Annotated in this window: 11 protein-coding genes and 2 pseudogenes; 8 read left to right on the plus strand and 5 right to left on the minus strand. The window is 68.7% G+C overall.

Annotation, left to right across the window (positions count from 1 at the left end; all coding sequences use genetic code 11):
• Positions 1-7: 7 nt before the first annotated feature.
• Positions 8-802, minus strand: coding sequence for an LLM class F420-dependent oxidoreductase (locus tag BTZ20_RS00495; protein ID WP_077039994.1), 795 nt, complete (start codon positions 800-802; stop codon positions 8-10).
• 93 nt (positions 803-895) lie between these two features.
• Positions 896-2026: pseudogene (locus BTZ20_RS00500) on the minus strand (low temperature requirement protein A); the annotation flags it as partial.
• A 249-nt stretch (positions 2027-2275) separates the two neighbouring features.
• Between BTZ20_RS00500 and BTZ20_RS00505 the strand changes: the two are divergent.
• Complete coding sequence (locus BTZ20_RS00505) at positions 2276-2788, plus strand: alpha/beta hydrolase (RefSeq protein ID WP_189636556.1); 513 nt, start codon at positions 2276-2278, stop codon at positions 2786-2788.
• On the plus strand, positions 2785-3147 hold the full coding sequence (locus BTZ20_RS00510; RefSeq protein WP_077039996.1) for an alpha/beta hydrolase: 363 nt from the start codon (positions 2785-2787) through the stop codon (positions 3145-3147). The genes BTZ20_RS00505 and BTZ20_RS00510 overlap by 4 nt, the downstream gene beginning before the upstream one ends.
• Positions 3148-3178: 31 nt before the next feature.
• Here BTZ20_RS00510 and BTZ20_RS00515 read toward each other — a convergent pair whose 3' ends face one another.
• The gene (locus tag BTZ20_RS00515) at positions 3179-3598 is read right to left on the minus strand and encodes a YybH family protein (protein WP_189636557.1); all 420 of its coding nucleotides are present in this window, start codon (positions 3596-3598) and stop codon (positions 3179-3181) included.
• A complete protein-coding gene (locus tag BTZ20_RS00520; protein ID WP_077039997.1) occupies positions 3588-4256 on the minus strand; it encodes a maleylpyruvate isomerase family mycothiol-dependent enzyme in 669 nt (222 codons plus the stop codon). Before BTZ20_RS00520 ends, BTZ20_RS00515 begins: the two co-directional genes overlap by 11 nt.
• A 159-nt stretch (positions 4257-4415) precedes the next feature.
• On the opposite strand from BTZ20_RS00520, the gene BTZ20_RS00525 reads away from it, so the two are divergent.
• The 6 genes and pseudogenes from BTZ20_RS00525 to BTZ20_RS00550 all read left to right on the plus strand — a co-directional run bounded on the left by BTZ20_RS00525 (position 4416) and on the right by BTZ20_RS00550 (position 11637).
• Positions 4416-5489: an ABC transporter ATP-binding protein gene (locus tag BTZ20_RS00525; RefSeq protein ID WP_077039998.1), complete on the plus strand. Its 1074-nt coding sequence runs from the start codon at positions 4416-4418 to the stop codon at positions 5487-5489.
• 146 nt (positions 5490-5635) lie between these two features.
• On the plus strand, positions 5636-6913 hold the full coding sequence (locus BTZ20_RS00530; RefSeq protein ID WP_077039999.1) for an ABC transporter substrate-binding protein: 1278 nt from the start codon (positions 5636-5638) through the stop codon (positions 6911-6913).
• 68 nt (positions 6914-6981) lie between these two features.
• The gene (locus tag BTZ20_RS00535; RefSeq protein WP_077040000.1) at positions 6982-8067 is read left to right on the plus strand and encodes a carbohydrate ABC transporter permease; all 1086 of its coding nucleotides are present in this window, start codon (positions 6982-6984) and stop codon (positions 8065-8067) included.
• A 119-nt stretch (positions 8068-8186) separates the two neighbouring features.
• Positions 8187-8986: pseudogene (locus BTZ20_RS00540) on the plus strand (carbohydrate ABC transporter permease).
• A gap of 10 nt (positions 8987-8996) precedes the next feature.
• On the plus strand, positions 8997-9191 hold the full coding sequence (locus tag BTZ20_RS00545) for a hypothetical protein (protein ID WP_077040001.1): 195 nt from the start codon (positions 8997-8999) through the stop codon (positions 9189-9191).
• Positions 9192-9669: 478 nt separating this feature from the next.
• Positions 9670-11637: a transglycosylase domain-containing protein gene (locus BTZ20_RS00550; RefSeq protein ID WP_411269173.1), complete on the plus strand. Its 1968-nt coding sequence runs from the start codon at positions 9670-9672 to the stop codon at positions 11635-11637.
• On the opposite strand, the gene BTZ20_RS00555 is transcribed toward BTZ20_RS00550, so the two are convergent.
• Positions 11572-15912, minus strand: coding sequence for a TIR domain-containing protein (locus tag BTZ20_RS00555; protein WP_077040002.1), 4341 nt, complete (start codon positions 15910-15912; stop codon positions 11572-11574). The genes BTZ20_RS00550 and BTZ20_RS00555 overlap by 66 nt on opposite strands.
• Positions 15913-16087: the final 175 nt, after the last annotated feature.

Raw genomic sequence — 16087 nt, forward strand, 5'->3', positions numbered from 1 at the left:
AGGCCGCTCAGGCCAGGCCCTCGATCGGCTCGGGCAGCCGGTCGGAACGCCAGCGCAGCGCCTCCATGACCGTGGACAGGTCGTAGTCGGGTCCGCCGGTGCCGACGGTGAACAGGGTGACGCCCGCGTCGAGGAAATCCTGCGCGGCCTCCGGCCCGGGCCAGGCGACCGACCGCTCGATCCGCGCGGGTTCGCGGCCCACGGCCGCGCAGTGCTCGGCCAGCACCTGCGACTTGTGCCGCAACGCGTCGAGGTCGGCGAAGCTGTGCCACACGTCGGCGTACTCGGCGACCAGGCGCAGCGTTTTGCGCTCGCCGCCGCCGCCGATGAGGATCGGGATGTGCCGGGTGGGGGCCGGGTTGAGCTTGTCCAGTCGTGCCGAGATCCGCGACAGGGTCTCCCCGAGCAGTTTCAAGCGGTGCCCCGCGGTGCCGAACTCGTAGCCGTACTCGTCGTAGTCCTTCTCGAACCAGCCAGCCCCGATGCCGAGGATGAGCCGCCCGCCGCTGATGTGGTCGACCGTGCGGGCCATGTCCGCGAGCAGGTCCGGGTTCCGGTAGCCGCCGCCGCTGACCAGCGCGCCGATCTCCACCCGCTCGGTCTGCTCGGCAAAGGCGGCGAGCATCGTCCAGCACTCGAAGTGGGCGCCGTCGGGGTTGCCGTAGAGCGGATAGAAGTGGTCCCAGGTGAAGACGATGTCGACGCCCGCGTCCTCGGACCGCAGTACCGCGTCGCGGATCAGGCCGTAGTCGGGCGCGTGTTGCGGCTGGAGCTGGACGCCGATGCGAAATCCGTGGGTCATCTGCACTCCTGACTCGTCGAGGAAGGCCGGATCCCACGGTAGTCCGTGAGGGGCCGACCCCGCAGTCCTCCGCGACCGTTCGGGCGCAACGAGTCAGAGCTGCGTGTCGCGCCTCGCGATCCGTGGCAGGCGAAGCAGCGGGAGCGGCCGGTGGGTGGTGACGATCCAGGCCTCGTATCCGTTCAGCGCGAGCAGGACCGCGAGGACCAGCGCGGCGGTGGCGATGGCGGGCAGCAGCGGTGCCGCCCCCGCGATCACGCAGCAGGCGAGGGCCGCGGCGGACCGCTGTGCGGTGGCCGCCCCGAACATCCGCCACCGGGCGTAGCAGAACCCGAACAGGTACAGCGCCACGCCGGGAGCGAGCAGCAGCTCGGGGAACGAGTGCGGCACGGACAGCGGATAGGCGAGCAGCTTCTTCAGGCCAACGGCGATCGCGATGATCGCGGTGACGTAGATGAGGTGGGCGTAGCTGAAGACATCGGTGACGATGCGAGCCTGCTCGGGACTGTGCTCCAGGCTGTGGCGTACGGCGGGGGCGCCGTAGTGGAAGTACGTCCACCACAGCAGGACGATGATGAGGAACGCGAGCGCGAAGGCGGCGTAGGTGGGCCCGTCGAGGTCGATCCCGGCGGCCTGGCCGCCGACCGCGACCACCGTCTCGCCGAGCGCGATGATCAGGAACAGCCCGAACCGCTCCGGCAGGTGCGCGGTCTCGATGCGGACGTGGTTCAGGCCGGCTGGCAGCACCCGCGGGGCGATCAGCTCGATCAGGGCGGCCGCGGTCCACGCGGCGATCCGCCATGGCCCTTCGAGGAAGGCACCGAGCAGGAACAGCGGCGCGGCGACGAAAGCGGCTACGGCGAAGGGCTCCAACCGGAGTCGGGCGGATCCGCCGGGAAGTCGGCAGGAAAAGGCCCACAACAGGAGTCGGAGCACGACATAGCCGGCGGCGAAGACCAGGGCACGGTCGCCGAATGCTCCTCCCACGGCCACCGACATCAGGAGCCCGCAACCGGCGACGCTGAAGAGCGCCATCCGGCCCAGCGCCTGATCCACGAGGTCACCCGCCCGGTTCGCCAGCAGCGTTGCCCCCACCCACCCCCACCACAGCGGCATGAACAGCAGCATCAGGCGAGCCGCCTCGCCGATGTCGTGCGCGCCGGCCAGGGCCGTGGCGATCTGTGTGACCGCGAAGACCCAGATCAGGTCGAAGAACAGCTCGGCCCACGCGACCCGCTGCTCGTGTGGGGTTCGGTCGGAGCGTCGGCCACCGAATCGGCGCCGTCAAGTGCTGGCTGGTCCACGCGGTCTCCCCCATCGCCGACTGGTACGGCGACGAAGTTTAGGTGCCACACCTCCTGGGCGGCAACGGCAATCCGATTTGCGACGGGCGCCTACTGTGTCGGGATCAGGCCGTGCGCGAAGGGCACGGCGGGCGGATGATCGTGTCCGCAACCGATGGGGGAGGTCGCAGTGAACACGGAGCGTGTCGAGTTTCGCGCGGAGGACGGCACCAGCCTGGTGGGAATCCTGCGCCGCCCGGCCGCGGCGACCAGGGCGGTGACGTTCACCGGCCCGTTCACCGGGGTGAAGGAGCAGGTCGTCGGCACGTACGCCGAGGCCCTCGCGCGCGCCGGATTCGCCACGCTGGCCTTCGACCATCGGAACTACGGCGAGTCCGGTGGTGCGATCCGCAGGCACGAGGACGCCGCGGGCAAGGTGACCGACCTGCGCGCGGCCGTCGGCCATCTGGGCGCACTGGGATTCGGACGGATCGGCCTGACGGGCGTGTGCCTGGGTGGTGGGTACGCGCTCAAGGCCGCCGCCCAGGATCCCCGGGTGGCCGCGCTGGCCTGCGTGGCCGGTGCGTACCCCGGTGCCCCGGGCAGCTTCGCCCACCGTGGTGGGGACTACCGAGAAGCGTTGCGGGACATCTGGGATCACGCATGGACCGAGGACGGTCAGCCGGTCTATGAAAGGCGGTGACCGATGACGGCGGGCCGGCGGCGATGATGGGCGCCGAGCCGTTCGAGTACTACGGCACGGAGCGCTCCTACAGCCCCCACTGGGAGAACTCTGTCACCGTCGCGTCGGGGTATCAGACGATGACGGTCGACACCCTCGCCGCCGCCGACCTGATCTCCCCCACCCCGCTGCTCGTGGTGCACGGCACCACCGATGAGTTCTGCAGTCCCGAGGGCGCTCAGGCGGTGTACGACAGGGCCGGTGATCCGAAGAAGATCGTCTGGCTGCCGACCACGAACCACATCGACCTCTACGACGTCCCGGAATTCGTGAACCCGGCCGTCGACGAGCTCACCGCCTTTTTCTCCGAACACCTCTGACACCGGGGGTCAGCCGGTGGCGCCGTGATCGTCAGGTACCCGCGCCTTCCACCGCGTCGAAGTCGGGGAACGAGTGGTGTTCGTGGGCGATGACCCAGCCGCCGTTCTCGCGGCGCAGCCCCATCGTCACGCGCAGGCGGTTCTCGGGGCGTTCTGCGAGTTCCTGCGGTAATCCGCAGCGCAGCAGCGCGTGCGCGAACGCGACATCCTCTCCCGCGGTGACGTCGAGGGAGACGATCTCGAAAACCGCTCCCCTGGAATGCCACTCGAAGAACTGTGGCCAGGTCTCCCGGTAGGCGGGGAGGCCGCGGACGCCCTCGCACGGCGGCGGCACGTCGAACATGACGATGTCCTCGCTGTGGTCGGCGAGGACACCGCCGAGGTCCCCCTCGTGCACCGCGACGGCCCAGCGTTCGATCAGGCCTCGGATCTGTTCGGTGTCATCGGTCATGATCAGTCCTTCCGTTGAACCGCTGCGTGAACCGCGGTGCCTGCTCGCCCCGCAGCCGATCGTGTGGAAGCTTCCGTCCGCAGAGGGCGAGGAGGATGTCCTGCGCGCGTCCGGTGACGGGCTTCCCCGACCCGATGGCGAAGTCCAGGTCGGTTGCCCGCAGCTCGACACCGTGCAGGTCGGTGCCGAAGTACTTCAGGTTCTTGGTCGACAGGTCGCCCAGGACGACGCGCACACGGTCGGCGGGCACCGTGCGGTCGAGCCCGAGCCCGGTGGTGATGTCGAGGCCGTGGATCACGTCATGCGACAACGCCCCCTCGTAGCCGCCACCCGGTGGCTTCCACGGATGGTCCACGTTTTCGCGGAGCGACGCCACGAGTTGCCCTGAGGTCAGCTCCTCCGCGTCCTTCCTTGCCGCCCGGTCGGCCATCCGGTTGAAGTTGCCGCCCGCCTTGGCGATCCCGAACACCACCCGCAGCATCGAATACCGGTACGCCATGGTCATGTGCGAGACGACCTCGCGGACCCGCCAGCCCTCGCAGAGCGTCGGAGAGTCCCAGGCCGCCTCGGGCAGCCCCGCCAGCAGGTCCGCCAGCTCCATCCGCTCCGCCGCGATCATCGGGCGGATCTGCTCCTGCGTCAGGTCGCCACCGGTCATCGCACAATCTCCTGCCATCGGGCCCGGTCGGGGCGTGTGAACAGGTAGACCCGCCTCGACGGCGGAACTCATCGGCCCGCTCTGCGATACTGGCCGCGCACCACCCTCAACTCGGATCGTCCGGCACGTTCCTGCCGGTGAAGGGATCGATCGACACCCATGGCGACAGTCACCTACGACTCCACCAGCTGCGTGTTCCCCGGCTCCACCACGCCGGCCGTGGACAAGCTGAACCTGCACATCGAGGACGGCGAGTTCCTCGTCCTGGTCGGCCCGTCCGGCTGCGGCAAGTCCACCTCGCTGCGCATGCTCGCGGGACTGGAGGAGGTCGACTCCGGACGCATCCTGATCGGCAACAAGGACGTCACGGGCACCGAGCCGAAGGACCGGGACATCGCGATGGTGTTCCAGAACTACGCGCTGTACCCGCACATGTCGGTCGCCGAGAACATGGGCTTCGCGCTGAAGCTGGCTGGCACCCCGAAGGCGGAGATCCGCCAGCGGGTGGAGGAGACCGCGAAGCTCCTCGACCTGTCGCAGTACCTCGATCGCAAGCCCAAGGCGCTCTCCGGCGGCCAGCGTCAGCGCGTCGCGATGGGCCGCGCGATCGTGCGTCAGCCGCAGGTGTTCCTCATGGACGAGCCGCTCTCCAACCTGGACGCGAAGCTGCGCGTGCAGACCCGCACCCAGATCGCGCAGCTGCAGCGCCGGCTCGGCACCACCACCGTCTACGTCACCCACGATCAGGTCGAGGCGATGACGATGGGCGATCGGGTCGCGGTGCTCAAGGACGGACTGCTACAGCAGTGCGCCTCGCCCCGCGAGCTGTACTCCCGGCCCGCCAACATGTTCGTGGCCGGCTTCATGGGCTCGCCCTCGATGAACCTGTTCACCCTGCCCGTCACGGACGGCGGCGTGCTGTTCGGCGAGACCGTGATCCCGGTGCCGCGCGGCGCCCTCGCCCTTGCGCACGAGCCGGAGGTGGTCCTCGGCATCCGCCCCGAGCACCTGGAGCTCTCCGACCGGGGCATCCCGATGGAGGTGGACGTGGTCGAGGAGCTCGGCTCGGACGCCTACATCTACGGCCGCACCACCCTCGCGGGCGCCCCGCACGAGGTCGTCGCCCGCGCCGACTGGCGCAACCCGCCGCAGAAGGGCCAGCAGGTCCGGCTGCACGTCGACCCCTCCGAGCTGCACTTGTTCTCCGCTGCGGACGGCCGCAGGCTCGACTAGATTCCTGACCGATTCAGGTTCGACGTAATGTCTCGGTTCGGCGGTGTTCCGTGCCACAGTAGGCAACGACACGGGCATCGGCGTCGCGCGTTTCGTGCTGCGCCGGACCGACCGATCCGATCCACCGACTACCGGGGAGATACTCCATGGTTCTGAATACGAAGGCGGTCCGCCGTGCGGCGGTCGCGGCAACCGCCGCATCGCTGCTCGCGATCACCGGTTGTTCGAGCGACAGCGGCTCCGGCTCCGGCGACGCCTCGGCTGAGAACACCGGCGGCCGTGGTCCGATCTCGTTCGCGATGGGCAAGAACGACACGGACAAGCTCACCCCGGTCATCGCGAGCTGGAACGCCGCGCACCCGGACGAGAAGGTCGAGCTCAAGGAACTCCCCGGCGAGGCCGACGATCAGCGCGACAAGCTGGTCCAGTCGCTGCAGGCCGGCAACTCCGACTACGACGTGATGGCGCTCGACGTCACCTGGACCGCAGAGTTCGCCGCCAACGGCTGGCTGCAGCCGCTCGAGGGTGACCTGGCGATCGAGACGTCCGGCCTGCTGCCCGCCACCGTCGCCAGCGCGACCTACCGCGACAAGCTGTACGCGGCCCCGCAGAACACCAACGCGCAGCTGCTCTACTACCGCACCGATCTGATGCCGACGGCGCCGGCGAACTGGCAGGCGCTCACTGACAGCTGCGCCACGGCCACCGCCAAGTCCGTTGACTGCCTGGTCACCCAGCTCAAGCAGTACGAGGGCCTGACCGTGAACACCACCCAGGCGATCAACTCGTGGGGCGGCTCGGTCGTCGGCCCCGACGGCCAGACCCCCGAGGTCGAGTCGCCGCAGGCCAAGGCCGGCCTGCAGTCGCTGGTCGACGCCTACGCGAAGGGCCAGATCGCCAAGCGCTCCACCGGCTTCACCGAGGAGGAGACCAACCTCGCGTTCGTCGGTGGCGAGTCCATGTACGCCTACAACTGGCCGTACATGTACTCGAACGCCGAGAAGGACAGCTCCAAGGTCAAGGGCAACGTCGCGGTCGCGCCGATCGTCGGCCCCACCGGCCCCGGCGCGTCCACCCTGGGCGGCTACAACAACGGCATCAACGTGAACTCGAAGAGCAAGCAGACCGCTCGCGACTTCGTCGAGTTCGTGCAGAACCCGGCGAACCAGCAGTCCTTCGCGGACGCGTCGTTCCCGCCGGTGCTCGCGTCCGTGTACGACGACGCCGCTCTGATCGCCAAGTACCCGTACCTGCCCGCGCTCAAGGCCGCGCTGGAGAACGCCGTGCCGCGCCCGGTCACGCCGTTCTACAACGCCGTCACCAAGGCGATCCAGGACAACGCGTACGCCGCCATCACCGGCAAGATGAGCGTCGACCAGGCCACCGCGGACATGTCCGCAGCGATCTCGGCCGCGTCCAAGTAAGTCAGTAAGGCCAGGACCCGGCTCGGGCCCTGGCAGTTCGAACACGAAGAGAACCAGGTACACCAACGATGGCTGACTCTGCTGGGCCACGGCAGGCAGACGAGGCCCGCGCCGCGGCCGGAGTCCTCACCGACTCCGGCCGCGACGTCAGCGCCTCCGGGCGCGAGGTACCCGACAGCGGGTATCCGGGTCGCGACGACGTAGCACCCCCACCGCGCAAGCGAGACCTGCGGGCGGTGTGGCTGATCGCGCCGACGATGGTGATCCTGGCGATCGTCATCCTGTACCCGGTCCTGCGGGCCATCTGGCTCTCGTTCCAGGCCGACAAGGGCCTCGACCCGGTGACCGGCACGTTCACCAAGGGCGGCTTCGCCGGCTTCGACCACTACCTGATGTGGCTGACCCAGAACTGTGGTTCTGGGATGGGGTCCTGCCCGCCCGGCACCCTTGGCGCCGACTTCTGGCCGTCCGTCGGGATCACCTTCTTCTTCGCGGCCGTCACCGTCACCATCGAGGTCCTGCTGGGCCTGTGGATGGCGACGATCATGGGCCGCACCTTCTTCGGGCGTTCGCTGCTGCGGGCCGCGGTGCTGATCCCGTGGGCCATCCCGACGGCGGTCACCGCCAAGCTGTGGTTCTTCATCTTCGCGGAGAACGGCATCGCCAACAAGATCCTCGGGACCGACATCGCGTGGACGACCGATCCGTGGGCATCCCGGTTCGCGGTGATCGTCGCCGACGTCTGGAAGACCACGCCGTTCATGGCGCTGCTCATCCTGGCCGGTCTGCAGATGATCCCGCAGGACGTCTACGAGGCCGCCAAGGTGGACGGCGCCAGCGCCTGGCAGCGGTTCACCCAGATCACGCTGCCGCTGGTCAAGCCCGCGCTGATGGTGGCGGTCCTGTTCCGTACCCTCGACGTGCTGCGCATGTACGACCTGCCCGCGATCCTCAACGGCGACAGCGGCGCCACCCCGACCACCACGATGTCGATCCTGGTGGTCGCGGACATCCGCAACGGCAACTTCAACAGCGCGTCCGCGCTGTCGACGCTGGTGTTCCTGATGATCTTCGCGGTGGCCTTCATCATGGTGAAGTTCCTCGGCGCCAACGCGGTGCGCACGCAGGACGAACAGCGCAAGGGAGACAAGTAGTGATGGCGGGACGGCACCGCAGCGACGAGCTGGCGAAGTCGCCCTTCGGTCGCACGCCCGAGCAGGCCGCGCCGACCGAGCGTCGCCGGCGGTCCCCCTGGCCGAGCGTGCGCACCTACATGGGCGCGGCCATCATCCTGATCTGGGGGCTGGCCCCGTTCTACTGGATGGTCATCACCGCCTTCCGGGACGTCGACCACACCTTTGACACCACCCCGTGGCCGACCTACGTCACGCTCGACAACTTTCGGGACGCGCTGGCCACCGACAAGGGCAACGACTTCCTCGGCGCCATCGTCAACAGCCTCATCATCGGCGCCGCGACCACCGCGGTGGCGATGATGCTCGGCATCTTCACCGCGTACGCGCTGGCGCGGATCGAGTTTCGCGGCAAGTACGTCGTGACCGGCATCATCCTGGCTGCCTCGATGTTCCCCGGCGTCGCCCTGGTGACGCCGCTGTTCCAGCTGTTCGGTGACATCGGCTGGATCGGTCACTACCAGGCGCTGATCGTCCCGAACATCTCGTTCGTGCTGCCGCTGACCATCTACACGCTCACCTCCTTCCTCGGCGACCTGCCGTGGGAGCTCGAGGAGGCGGCCCGGGTCGACGGTGCCTCGCGGGGCAGGCCTTCCGGAAGGTGATCCTGCCGCTGGCCGCGCCTGCGTTGTTCACCACCGCGATCCTCGCCTTCATCGCGACGTGGAACGAGTACATGCTGGCGAACATGCTCTCCACCCGCGCGACCGAGCCGGTGACGGTGGCGATCGCCCGGTTCGAGGGCCCGGACTCCTTCTCGCAGCCGTACACCGCGGTGATGGCGGCGGGCACGCTGGTGACGGTCCCGCTTGTGATCATGGTGCTGATCTTCCAGCGCCGCATCGTGTCGGGTCTGACCGCGGGCGGCGTCAAGTCGTGAGCCGCGGCTCGTGAAGAACCGGGCGCGGCGCCGCCAGCAGGTCGAGATACTGATCGGGATCCTCGGGTTCTTCACGGTCATGGCGTTCATCACGGCGGTGGCCGGGATCGTGCGCGGAGAGGCCGGGGTCACCGAGTCGCTGGTGCTGGCCGGCTGTGCGGTGTTGCTCGGGTTGGCCGTCGCGGTGTGGCGACGGGTGCGCTGACCCTCATCCGTCGCGGGTGAATCTGGTGACCCGTCCAGTTCGGTGCGACGGAATTGTGGCGCGTCGATGGCCACGCCTGTTCACGAATGTCAGGATGCAGGGAAGACTCGGTCTCCCAGACAGGAATCCTGCATGTGAGCTCGCCTACCAGCACTGCCCCGACGACCCCGCCGCCGCCCGAAGAACCGGGTGGTGGCGACCCGCCGGGTGGTGAGCCCACTCCCCCGAAGCGGAGCAGGCGCCGCCTGTTCCTGTGGATCGCGGCCGGGCTGGCGACGCTGCTGGTGGTCGTGCCTGCCGCGGTGTTCGCGGTCGGCTACTGGCAGGCCGAGGTGCCGCATCCCTCGGACATGCGCACCAACCAGGTGGCGACGATCTTCGCCACCGACGGTTCGACCATCACGAAGGTCGTGCCGCCGGAGGGTAACCGCACCGATGTCGAGCTCGCGCAGATCCCGAGCACGTCCGGCAGGCGGTCCTGTCCGCCGAGGATCGGGACTTCTACACCAACCCAGGCTTCTCCGTCTCCGGCTTTGCCAGGGCCGCACGCGACAACATCCTCGGCAAGGCCAGCGCGGGCGGCGGTTCGACGATCACCCAGCAGTACGTCAAGAACACCCTCGTCGGCGCGGACCGGAACGTCGTCCGCAAGATGCGTGAGCTGGTCATCTCCTCGAAGATGGCCCGGCAGTGGTCCAAGGACGACATCCTCGCCGCCTACCTGAACACCATCTACTTCGGCCGCGGCGCGTACGGCATCGCGGCCGCATCGAAGGCCTACTTCAACAAGCCGGTCGAGGAGCTCACGGTCGAGGAGGGCGCCGTGCTCGCCTCCGTCATCCAGAGCCCGTCCAGCCTCGACCCCGAGACCAACCGCGCCAGGCTCGAGTCCCGCTGGCGGTACGTGCTCGACGGAATGGTCAGCCAGGGCCAGCTGTCGAAGGAGGAGCGGTCCGCGGCGCTGTTCCCGGCGGTGGTGCCGTCGAGTCAGCTGGTGGATGCGAACGCGGCGCGCGGACCGGAAGGCCTGATCCGGGCGCAGGTGCTCGCCGAGCTGGCCGCGGCCGGGATCAGCGAGCAGCAGCTGAACACCGAGGGGCTGCAGATCACCACCACCATCGACCCGAGGGCGCAGGACGCGGCGCTGCAGTCGGTGCGCGAGACGATGGCGGGCGAGCCCCCGGAGCTGCGCGCGGCGGTGGTGTCGATCGATCCGCGCAGCGGCGCGGTCCGCGCGTACTACGGCGGATCCGACGGGGCCGGTTTCGATTTCGCGCAGTCGCCGCTGCAGACCGGATCCGCATTCAAGGTGTTCGGGCTGGCCGCCCTGCTCAAGGAGGGCAAGGGCCTGCAGACGATGTTCAACAGTGCCCCGCTCACCGTCGGTCAGGTGGAGATCACGAACGTGGGCGGCGACGGCTGCGGGACCTGCACCATCGCGCAGGCGCTCAAGCAGTCGCTGAACACCAGCTTCTACCGGCTCACGCTGTCGATGGAGAACGGCTCGCAGAAGATCGCCGACGTCGCGCACGAGGCCGGCATCCCGAAGCAGATCCCCGGCGTCGAGGGCGAGAGCCTGACCCAGGACGGCGGCCCGCCGGAGAACGGAATCGTCTTGGGGCAGTACCAGTCCCGTCCGATCGACATGGCGTCCGCGTATGCGACGCTGGCCGCGTCCGGGATCTACCATCAGCCCTACTTCGTGCAGCGGGTGGTGACTGCGGACGGCGCGGTGTTGCTGGATCGTCCTGCGCCGCAGGGGGAACGGCGACTCGACGCGGCGGTGGCCGACAACGTCACCCAGGCGATGCTGCCGATCGCGGTCTACTCGAACGGGCACGCACTGTACGGAGGCAGGCCGTCGGCCGCCAAGACCGGGACCGCGCAGTTCGGCGACACCGGAATGAACAAGGATGCCTGGATGGTCGGCTACACGCCTTCGCTGTCCACCGCGGTCTGGATCGGTACCGAGCAGTCGCAGGCGATCGTGAACCAGTGGGGCGGATCGATTTACGGTTCCGGGCTGCCCTCGGACATCTGGAAGGGCACGATGGACGGCGCGCTGGAGGGCACCGACTTCGAGTCCTTCCCGTGGCCGCAGCCCATCGGCGGCCAGTCGGGTGTGCCCGCGTATTCGGGGGCGGCACCGGTGACGGTTCCCGCACCAACACGGGTGGCTCGGGGCAACAGGCGCCACTCCCGCAGGCCCCGGCGGCCCCGGCGGCCCCGCCTGTGCCGGATGGTGCACCCCGGCCGAGGCCCCGGCCCCGCCGGTGTTCGTGCCGCCCGCCCCGCTCCCACCGCCGCCCCCGCCGCGGAATGTGGAGATCCTGCCGGGAATCGTCATCCCGCTTCCGGGCTGACTCGGCCTGGCAGCGGGTCAGCCGGTTCTGTCGTCGGGGACCGGAAGATCGGGACAGGTCGCGGCGTAGTCGGCATCCGGTGAGACCCAGGCGTTCCATTCGGACTTGCTCATATTTCGAGTGAGCTTGTCGCACAGGGCTTTCGGCCACTCGGTGGGGTCGAGCGGCGGCACGGACCACAGTCGGACCGTATGGTCCGCGCCACCCGAGACGATCGACCGTCCGTCGGGGCTGAAGTCGACCGACAAGGCCTGGCCTATGTGCCCTCTCATCGGCTCGCCGATGGGTTCCCCGGTATCGGCGTTCCACAACCGGATGCCGTCGGCTCCGGCGGAGGCGAGGCGGCGGCTGTCTGGGCTGAAATCAATATTGGCGGTCCAGCCCTGGGTCGGCATCTCCCCCAGCAGCTCACCGGTCTGGGCGTCCCAGCGGCGCACTGTTGCGTCGAATCCGTACGAGGCGATCGTGCGGCCGTCGGGGCTGTACTCAACGTATATCGAACCCTTGTGCCCGGTCATGGGTTCGCCAAGGGCCTGGCCGCTCCCTGCATCCCACCTGCGGACGGTGCCGACATCGTCGCCGGTGGCGAGAGTCCGCCCGTCCGGGCTGAAGTCCGCCGATACCGCAGGTGCCTTGGGGTTCACCGTCATCGGTTCTCCGAGGCTCTTCCCTGTTGCCGCGTCCCAACGACGGAGCGTTCGATCGAGGCTGCCGGTGACGACCATTCGGCTGTCAGGGCTGAAGCCGACCAGGTTCACCCTGGCTGTGTGCGCGTCCAGTTGCTCGCTGACCTTCTTGCCGGTTCGAGCATCCCAACGTCGCACAGCGCCATCCTCGCCACCGGTGACGATCCACCTGCCGTCGTAACTGACGTCCAGGCTCGCCAGACCGGGGCTGGTGATCGGATCGCCGAGGGGGAGCCCAGAAGAATCCCAACGAAGGAGGGTCCCGTCCTTACCGCCGATCACGACCATCTGCCAATCGCGGCTCCAGGCAACCGCGACAGGGAAACCTTGGCCTGCCATGAACCCGGCTGACGTTCCGGTGTCCGCATCCCACAGCCGCGCCCCGTCCAGGCTCGCGCTGGAAATCCGGTTGCCGTCCTCATTGAATCGAACGCTGTATACGCCCAAACCCCCGCCGGAGTGGCCGGTCATCCCCACCGCTGTATTCGCATCCCAGATCCGCATGGTGGTGTCGGCGCTGGCAGAGAGTAACCGACTGCCGTCGCGGCTGAACCCGACGCTGGTCACCATTCCCCGGTGGCCGACCAGGGGGGTGCTGGCGGGATGACCGGTAGCTACGTCCCAGACGCGGATGGTGCCCGCGAGATCGCCGGAGATGATCCGTTGGCCGTCGGGGCTGAACGCCACGCTGGTGACCGGGGCCTCGTGGCCCTCCATCGGCGCGCCGATGGAGGTGTGACTGTGCGCATCCCACAACCGCACGGTCCCGTCCGCGCTCCCGGAGGCAATCTGACCGCTGTTGGGGCTGAAAGCGATGCTGTGGGCTACACCCTGGTGTCCTGCCAAGACCTCGTCTACCAGGGTGTATTCGGGCGTCGACAGGTCCGCCAGCCGAATACTGTTGTCCTCACTGCCCAGAGCGAGCCATCGTCCATCGGGGCTGAAGGCCACACTCATCACTCTTCCGCCGCGCAGTCTTTCGACGGGATCGCTGTCGAGCTTTCCGGTCGTGGTCTCCCACCACCGGAGAGTGCCGTCGAATGTCGCTGAGACGATTCGTCCGCCGTCGGCCTTGAACCCCATCCCCAGCACGGCGCTCGGATCTGTGATGTCCGGCGTATTCAGCGGCTTCTGGGTGGCCGTCTCCCAAAGCCGAACGACTCCATCGCTTCCGCCGGCTGCGATGGTCCCGCCGTCAGGGCTGAACGCCACGTTGCTCACGCCGCCGCGATCGGCCAGCATCGGTGCGCCCTCCGGTTGCCCCGTGTGCGCGTTCCACAGCCGCACCATTCCGTCGGAGCCGCCGGAGACGATCCGATTGCCGTCTCGATCGAACGCGGCACTCCCGACCAGATCAGGCGTGCCGATGATCTTGACGACATCGCGCCTCGCTACCAATGCACCGAGCATGGCATCGGCGTCGGTGTTGGGGGCGATGTGCGGCGCGGCGAGCAACTCACCGAGGGCGCGGAACTCGCCTTCCGGCCTCGCGCCCGCGAGCATTGCCTGGGCCTCCGAGTTCAGTTGCGCGGCCAGCGATTCGCGCGCGCTGTCCCTCTCCTGGAAGTAGTAGAAGACGGCAACCATCGCCGCGACCAGCGTCACCGCCAGCGCGGCCCGCAGCACTCGGGTCCGTTGGCGTAGCGCCGCCGTGTGCGCCTGCGCCTGCTCCTTGGCCTCCGTCTCCGCCTCGGCGAGGGCCTCAGCCGCCTGCTGCTTGTCCTTGGCGGCCTGCAGTTCTGCCTCCCGTCGACGCTTCTCCTCCTCGGTCCTTGCGGTCTCCCGCTCCCGCGAGGCCAACAGGAAACCCCGCGTCGGCTGCAGTCGATCGATGAAATCCGTTTTGGCCGAGAGGACCTCGGCGTCCTCCAGTCGCGTTCCCTGCAGGAGCCAGTCCTCGTCCCGGTCGCGGCGTTCCCATTCGGTGGCTGCACCCTCGAGGCGATCCGCGGCCTTGAGGTCCTCGGCCTCGGACCGCAGCCACTCGGCCAGCTCGTCCCACTGGCGCAGCAGGCTCTCCAAGGCCACCTCGACCACCGTCTCGCCGCCGCGCTCGTCCTTGACCAGCAGGCGCTTGGCCACCAGTACGTCGATCAGTGGTCGGCTCTCGGCCGGGATGTCGGACCAGCGCGCGACGCGGCGCATCGGCTGGTCGTTGTCCGGGTTGATCGTCGCCAGCCAGGGGATGAAGGCCCGGCGCAGCCGTTCGAGCTGTCGCTGCCGTTCGCCGGGGTCGGCGGAGAGCGCCGAGTCGATCTCGGTCTGCACCACGCGCGACATCCCGCCCATGGCCGTGTACTCGACCAGGGTCAGGTCGATGTCGCCGCCGTAGTCCCGGTACAGCCGCGAGAGGGTCAGCGACAGGAGCGGCAGCGTGTCCGCGCCCTGCCCGCATTCCTCCAGCAACCGGTCCACCAACGCAGGCTCCACCCGAAGCTGGCGGCCGGTCTCGCCTGCGCGCCGGACGGGACCGACGACGACCTCCTTGAACTGGGTCGGCGGCATCGGCTTCAGTTCGCCGAACACCGCGCTCTTCAGGCCGGCCAGTTCCGGCGCCGTCTGCCACGCCTCGTAGAGGTCGGCGCGGATCGTCAGCACGACGAACATCGACACCCGGTCGCCGTTCGCGTCCCGCATCAGGCGCGCGAGCAGCGAAAGAAGTTGGCGGGCTTGCGCTCCCGCATCGACGCCGAACAGTTCCTCGGCCTGGTCAACCGGCAGGACCAACGCGGGGGCGGGCGCATCGGGGGGCAGGTCCAGGACGCGCGCTCGGGCGGCCTGCTGCGCCTCGAGCAGCCACTCGCGGAGACGCTCGACGCCGTCGGGGCAGGCGGCCTTGATCTCCCCGAGTGTCGGCCGGGTGAGTCCCAGGCGCACGCGCATCGCGTGAATCGACTGGGCCAACCCGGAATCACCGGTGAGCGCGTTGCGCTCGGGCCGAACGATGTCGAGCGGTAGGTAGTTCCGGTCGTCGCGTCGCAGCCGTGGCAGGAGTCCGGCCCGCAGGAACGAGGACTTGCCGACCCCGGACGGTCCGAGAATCACGAACAGCGACTCCACACCGGTGTTGCGTATGCCACGCAGGCGGTCGAGCCCGTCGAGGATCTGCGCGTCCCGCCCGAAATAGACGGCGGCATCGACCTCTTCGAACGGCTCCCAGCCCCGATAGGGCGCCCGGTTCGGGTCACCCGGCGGCGGCCACGGGAAGTACTCCGCGCCGACCCCGGTCGCGCGCAACCCTGTGCGCAGCCGTTCAAGGCCGTCGGTGAGGAACACGACCGGCTCCGACCCGTCACCGAGCGACGCCTCCGTCTGTGGTCCGTCGCCGAACAGATCGCAGCGCTGCCATTCCCTGGTGATCTCGCCGCTCTCCATCGGCTCCAGCCGGACGACGAAGACCGGCTTGTTCAGGTCCTCCGCATGGCGGTACTCGAGCTTGCACTCGTGCGAGCTCTCCCAGGCCGAGGAGAGCAGGACGATGACCGCCTCGCACCGGTCCTTCGCCTTTCGCAGTGCGTCCTTCCACCGGATGCCCAGCGGGAGGCCGGTATCGGCGTCGACGTCGAGGAAGATCTCGCGGGCCAGGCCGGGCTCCCGCTCCGTCAGCCATCGCTTGAGTGCGATCGCCTGACGGCGGTCCCGGCTGGAGTAGGTGATGAACACCCGCGACATGACACTCCCATCGCAGGGTATGCGGCGTCCAGGTTCAGAATGAACCGGCTCGCGGTCGCGGGCACGCGTAGTCGACTACCCGATTGCTGTCGCTCGGCCCACCTGACCGTCGCCCGAAATGGCTGAAGGGCACGTTCGTTCGGATCAACCGAACAAACGTGCCCTTCACCGCATT

The sequence above is a fragment of the Rhodococcus sp. MTM3W5.2 genome, assembly GCF_001984015.1.
Taxonomy (GTDB): Bacteria; Actinomycetota; Actinomycetes; order Mycobacteriales; family Mycobacteriaceae; genus Rhodococcus_G; species Rhodococcus_G oryzae.

Bases quoted from the DNA above. Each gene is read 5' to 3' on its own strand.
- BTZ20_RS00495 (WP_077039994.1), bottom strand. From the start codon at position 802: ATGACCCACGGATTTCGCATCGGCGTCCAGCTCCAGCCGCAACACGCG.
- BTZ20_RS00515 (WP_189636557.1), bottom strand. From the start codon at position 3,598: ATGACCGATGACACCGAACAGATCCGAGGCCTGATCGAACGCTGGGCC.
- BTZ20_RS00520 (WP_077039997.1), bottom strand. From the start codon at position 4,256: ATGACCGGTGGCGACCTGACGCAGGAGCAGATCCGCCCGATGATCGCG.
- BTZ20_RS00525 (WP_077039998.1), top strand. From the start codon at position 4,416: ATGGCGACAGTCACCTACGACTCCACCAGCTGCGTGTTCCCCGGCTCC.
- BTZ20_RS00530 (WP_077039999.1), top strand. From the start codon at position 5,636: ATGGTTCTGAATACGAAGGCGGTCCGCCGTGCGGCGGTCGCGGCAACC.
- BTZ20_RS00535 (WP_077040000.1), top strand. From the start codon at position 6,982: ATGGCTGACTCTGCTGGGCCACGGCAGGCAGACGAGGCCCGCGCCGCG.
- BTZ20_RS00555 (WP_077040002.1), bottom strand. From the start codon at position 15,912: ATGTCGCGGGTGTTCATCACCTACTCCAGCCGGGACCGCCGTCAGGCG.